The following is a 4989-nucleotide window of genomic DNA, read 5'->3' as shown; positions in this document are numbered from 1 at the left end:
ATCGCCCTGAGTAGCCGATGTCTTCTCAATCGGCGTATCGAAGGGTTCAGGCGCGTATCGAGGCACGCGGGAGTCGATCAACCGTCCGGATGGGGCGTCGCCCCTCGATACGGCCCCTGAACAAACGGGTCCTACTCGGGGCGAACGGGTAGTTGCGGGCATTGGGTTGCAGGCGGTAGCCCGCGCCAGGCCAAATGAAGGGGACGCCCACTGGGGCCTGGATCCCTTAACTGACTGGCATTGCGGCTGACCGAGGGCGTTGCCGCCGATCGAGAGTGAACCGCAGGTTCATCTCATCCCCGCTCGAGACGGCGCTCGGTGATGGTGAGCACCTCGACGAGGCGTTCGAGCACCGGCGCCAGTTGCGGCGCGGGAAACGAGTGCAGCACCACTTCCTTGGCCAGAAGCGCGGCCAGGTAACGCAACTTGCGACGCGCCGTCTCGGCCGCCGTGCGGAAGTCGGCGTGGCCGCTGTTCACCTCCCAGCAACCGGTCAGCATGCGCGACCGCCACGACCCCGCCGGATCTTCGACGAACCGCGGCTCGGGAATCCCAGCCCGCGGCCCCGAGGGCGACTCCCCCAGCTCGGTGATGTCGATCCGGCCCTCGCCCTCCGCCACCGTGTCGCCTTCGGCGGCCGTGACCTTCACGGTCACACGCCCGGTATCCGGTCCGGCCGTGAACGTCGTCACCGCGCCATCGACGGGGTCGACCCGCCCCAGACCGGAACTGACCTCCCAGCGGATATCGAGCGCGCGGCGAATGCGGGTGCCGCTGGCATCCCGCGCGTCGGCACGCAGACGACGCACACCGAGCCGCTCGACCCGCGTCGCCGCGGGAACCACGTGCACGATCGCGAGCGCTCCCGGCGGCAGCAGCGACGGCGGCTCGCTCTCCGCGATCGCATCGCCGCCATCCTCGGGAATCGCGATCCCGTCCACCGCACCGGCACCGTTCGTCGATTGCGCAGAGTCCCCGGCACCCTCCTCCGCCGCCGCCGGGTCGCCGGCGAACCCCCGGGTTGCCGGAGCGCGAACCGCAAAGAAGTCGTACTCCGGAGCGAGCCGTGGCACGTCGCGGAAGGCGCGTTCCAGTTGTTTCAGGAGATCCGCCCCGATCGCCGCGGCTGCGCGGGCTTCGAGCGTGGCCAACTCGGCGCGCAGCCGCGGCTCGATCCCGCGCAGGGCGGTGGCAAACGCTTGCGCCGCCTGGTCAGGCACAACGCCGCGGCGGCTGCCCGGCGCCACCTGGAAGTCGGGAAACTCGATCAGGCCCGAAAGACGCGGATCGCTCCACGGTGCGTGGGCGAAGTCCGCCACGCCGAGTTCGCAGACGCTGTCGTATACGGTTGTCCCGGCGCACGAGACCGCGACATGACCCGGTTCCGGAGTCCCGGGCGGCAGCAGGTAGAGTTCGGCGCGCAACGGACTATGGCCCGGGACGGGCACCTCCAGCGGAATATCCAGGCGATCGCCGTTGAAACGTGCCGGCTTGACCTCGATCGTCTTGGGAGCGCGGCCACGCGCGATGCGGTCGTGAACGGTAATGCGCAGGTCGCGCGCCAGCAGTTGTCCGCGCAGCTCGGCGGCGAGGTAATCGGCCATGCGCCGGGCGGTGAGGCTGAGGAATGCCGGCCGGTGCAGATCGCGGACGACGATTTCGGTGGCGCGTTCGTCGAGCGGCAGGCGGGAGCGCAGGCGTTCGATCTCGTAGCGCGGCGAGTCCTCGAACAGGCGCAGCACGTGGGCAGGCTGGCCGGGGACGTGAGTGCGCATTTCGAGCGCCTGCCCGATCGCCCAGAAGCCGAGCAGGCCGATGCCGTACTTGCCTTGCAGCATCAACTCGCGGCGTTGTTCGGGGGTAAGGTTGCGCTTGCGGGAGTGGCCGACGTGGGTGGCGATGTACGTGAGCGCGCCTTCGCGGTCGAGGTCGGGAATGACGCCGTCGCCGTCGTCGACGATGCGCAGGCCAGTGACACCGCGTTCGCGCAGCCGGGTAATGCGAATCGACCGGGCCTGCGCGTCGATGGCGTTCTGCACCAGCTCGGCGAGGGCCTTGCGCGGGTCGGGCTGCGAGCGCGCCAGCCAGCGAATCAGCTCGAACGGATCCGCGGCGCGCAGCTTACCGACGATCTGGTCCCGAGGACGGCGTCCACCCGCAGCCATGCCCGAGCCTCTTAGCTCACCTACCCGTCCGGCGCGACCGGTCGGAGTGGGGAGCCGTCCCGGCTCCCCGGACTCATTCACGCCACGGCGGATCGAGGGCAGGATTTCCGCGTCGAAGCCGCCATTTCAGTCTTGCAGTTAAGTTCGGCCCGCGACTTCCTGATACGAGAACTCATGCAGGCGAGCGTTCGTGCGCGCATGCTCAATCGTCATGCTCACGAGGTTCCCGCGGTGGTCGAGATCGACGTAGATGTTCTCGGTGATCTCCCTGGTCTCGGCGACCTCGTTGTCGGTGAACTCCATGAGGGCCGTGTCCGTGTCGGGGAAGTACTTGACTCTCATTTGCCGCTCTCCTTGAACGATCTGTCGAAGAAGGCGTTGTGAACGGTCTCACCGTCCTCCAACAGAATGACACGCAGGAACTTGCCCGTCTCGGCGATCCGCGCCCATTTGCGTACTCGTCCGTCCGATTGAACCTCGGTCTTCTCGGAGTGCTGCACCACGTGGCTGATCCACTCATCGCGGATCGTAGCGCGGTCCGGCCGCTTCCTCCTGACCGGTCTTGCGGCAAGTTCTCATCCGACAAACCGAAGCGGCTGACTCAACACCCCGCGGATCCCCGGCCGATCAGTTAGCCGCTCCCGCAACAGCCCCTTCGCGAGGTGGTCGGGGAGGCATACCGAGAACTTCAGGTCTTCGATCGTCTTCTCCTCGATGGGGGTTTGCATGGTCGTGAGGTCGAACGTGCGCATCTGATCAATCGCCGCCTCGACGGCTCGGGAATCAATGTCCGGGTCGAGCTGGATGCGGAAGTTGTCCGGACGACCCACCGCCAAACCCTGGTCGCGGAGGGCCGCGGCGATGGCGGCGTTGGCGCAGAGGCCGCCGAAGGTCCACCAGTTCAGGGCCAGGGGCGTTCGCACGACGACCGTGCCTTCACGTTCCAGCCAGGCGTGTTCGTCCCGAAGTTCCTCCAGCTTTGCGGTGGCCCGTTGCGACAACTTGCCCGCCGGCGCCTCACCAACGAGCACCCGCTTGATCGCCTGACAAAGCGCGTAACTCATCGGCTGCCCGCTCCCCAACCAGCGCGACTTGCCTTCGTCCTCCGCCGGCTCCACGTATGCGATCCGGTCCTGCCAGTCGATCTGCGTCACCGCCCAACTTCGCCCCGCCAGTAACAGCACCGGCACTTCCTGATGGCGCATCGCAAACGTCGTCGCGTCGACCTCCCCGAGATGCGTCCGCCCATGCCGCACCGCCACCAGCGGCTCGCTCGTGAACACCGAGAACAACTCCATGAAGTTCTTCCGCCCGAACGTGCTCTCTCCTTCCCGCCCCAACCACAGGATGCCGCTGTCGTCGAACAGGATCGCGTGCTCGACCATGAACCGGACGATCGCCACAACGTCGTCGCCCGCCATCGCCGCGAATCCCGGCATCTTCTGGATCCACCCCCACCAACTCGCCGTCCCGATCCCACCCTCCTGCAACGCCAGCGCCATCACCTGCTGCGCCAGGATGTGAAACGGGCTGGCCGGCGGTAGCACCGGCTCGACGTAGCCGTCCGCCCACAGGCGCAGGATGCCCGCCGCCATCAACACGGCCGTGTCGCGGGTCGTCAGGAACAGGCAGTTGCGGCGCTGGCCTGCGCGCCGCCCCGTCCGCCCGAGGCGCTGGAGAAACGATGCCACCGAGTTCGGCGCGTCGATCTGAATCACCCGGTCGAGGTCCCCAACGTCCACACCCAGCTCCAGTGTGCTCGTCGACGCGATGACGCAGTCGCTCCCCTGCGCGAACGCCATCTCCGCCCGCCGACGCTCGTCCCGGCCGAGCGAACTGTGCGACACGTACGTCTCCACCTCGCGCCGTCGCAGGCTCGCCGCAAGCTCTTCCACCCGACTGCGACTGTCGCAGAACACGATGCGCTTCTCGCCACGATGGAGACGCGAGATGACCGTCGCCGCGTTGTCGATGTCGCCGACGTAGTCGAGCGTCACGTCGGCCGTCGCCACGCCTTCCGCCGGCGGCGCGATCACCCGCCGCGGACCCGCATGGGCCCCCGCCAGCCAGCCGAGCAGGCTCTCCGGCTCGCCCACCGTCGCCGACAGTCCCACCCTTTGGAGTTCGCGCCCGGTGAACCGTGTCACCCGTTCCAGCACGGAAAGCAGGTGCCAACCGCGATCGTCGCCCGCAAAGGCGTGGATCTCGTCAACTACCACTGCACGTACGTTCTTGAACAACCGCTCCGTCTCCCGGCGCCGCGAGATCAGGATGACCTCGATCGACTCGGGCGTAATCAGCAGGCAGTCGGGCGGATCGCTGACGATCCGTGACCGCGCTGCCGCGAGTACGTCGCCATGCCACAGATCGACGCGCCGGCCGACGAACCCGCAGTAGCGCTCGAGCCGCACGAAAAGGTTGTTCAACAACGCGCGCAGCGGGCAGACGTACAGCAAGGTCAGGCCGCGCCAGTCATCGCTCAACATGCGCGACAGCAGCGGGAAGAAGGCAGCCTCCGTCTTGCCCCCGGCCGTGGGGGCGATCAGCAGCGCATGCTCACCCGCCAGCAAGGGCCCGATCGCCTGCTCCTGCAGCGGTCGCAGCGAGCCCCAGCCGAGGCTGTTGACGATGTGGTGCTGGAGCGCTGGGTGCAGGCGATCAAACGCGCTCACGGGCGAGCCTCACGTCGCCCCTCGATACGGCCCCTGAAAAAACGGGGCCTACTCGGGACGAACGGGTTGTCCTCCCCCGATGCGGACGGTTTCCGTTCGTGCCGAGTAGCGCCGTCTCGACAGCCCGATCGCCCTGAGTAGCCGATGTCTTC

At 67.6% G+C, this 4989-nt stretch carries 4 protein-coding genes; all 4 read right to left on the bottom strand.

Annotated elements, in window-relative coordinates; translation table 11 throughout:
• Window positions 1-293: 293 nt before the first annotated feature.
• A complete protein-coding gene (locus tag L6Q96_22835) occupies window positions 294-2165 on the bottom strand; it encodes an ATP-binding protein (protein MCK6557387.1) in 1872 nt (623 codons plus the stop codon).
• Window positions 2166-2303: 138 nt separating this feature from the next.
• On the bottom strand, window positions 2304-2507 hold the full coding sequence (locus tag L6Q96_22830; protein MCK6557386.1) for a DUF2283 domain-containing protein: 204 nt from the start codon (window positions 2505-2507) through the stop codon (window positions 2304-2306).
• On the bottom strand, window positions 2504-2692 hold the full coding sequence (locus L6Q96_22825; protein ID MCK6557385.1) for a hypothetical protein: 189 nt from the start codon (window positions 2690-2692) through the stop codon (window positions 2504-2506). Before L6Q96_22825 ends, L6Q96_22830 begins: the two co-directional genes overlap by 4 nt.
• Window positions 2693-2740: 48 nt before the next feature.
• Entirely contained in the window at window positions 2741-4837 is a 2097-nt protein-coding gene (locus tag L6Q96_22820; protein ID MCK6557384.1) for a DEAD/DEAH box helicase, read from the bottom strand.
• Window positions 4838-4989: the final 152 nt, after the last annotated feature.

The sequence above is a fragment of the Candidatus Binatia bacterium genome, assembly GCA_023150935.1.
GTDB lineage: Bacteria > Desulfobacterota > Binatia > HRBIN30 > HRBIN30 > JAKLJW01.
The sequence above is the reverse complement of the archived record's forward strand: the minus strand, read 5'-3'. Positions and strand labels throughout refer to the sequence as shown.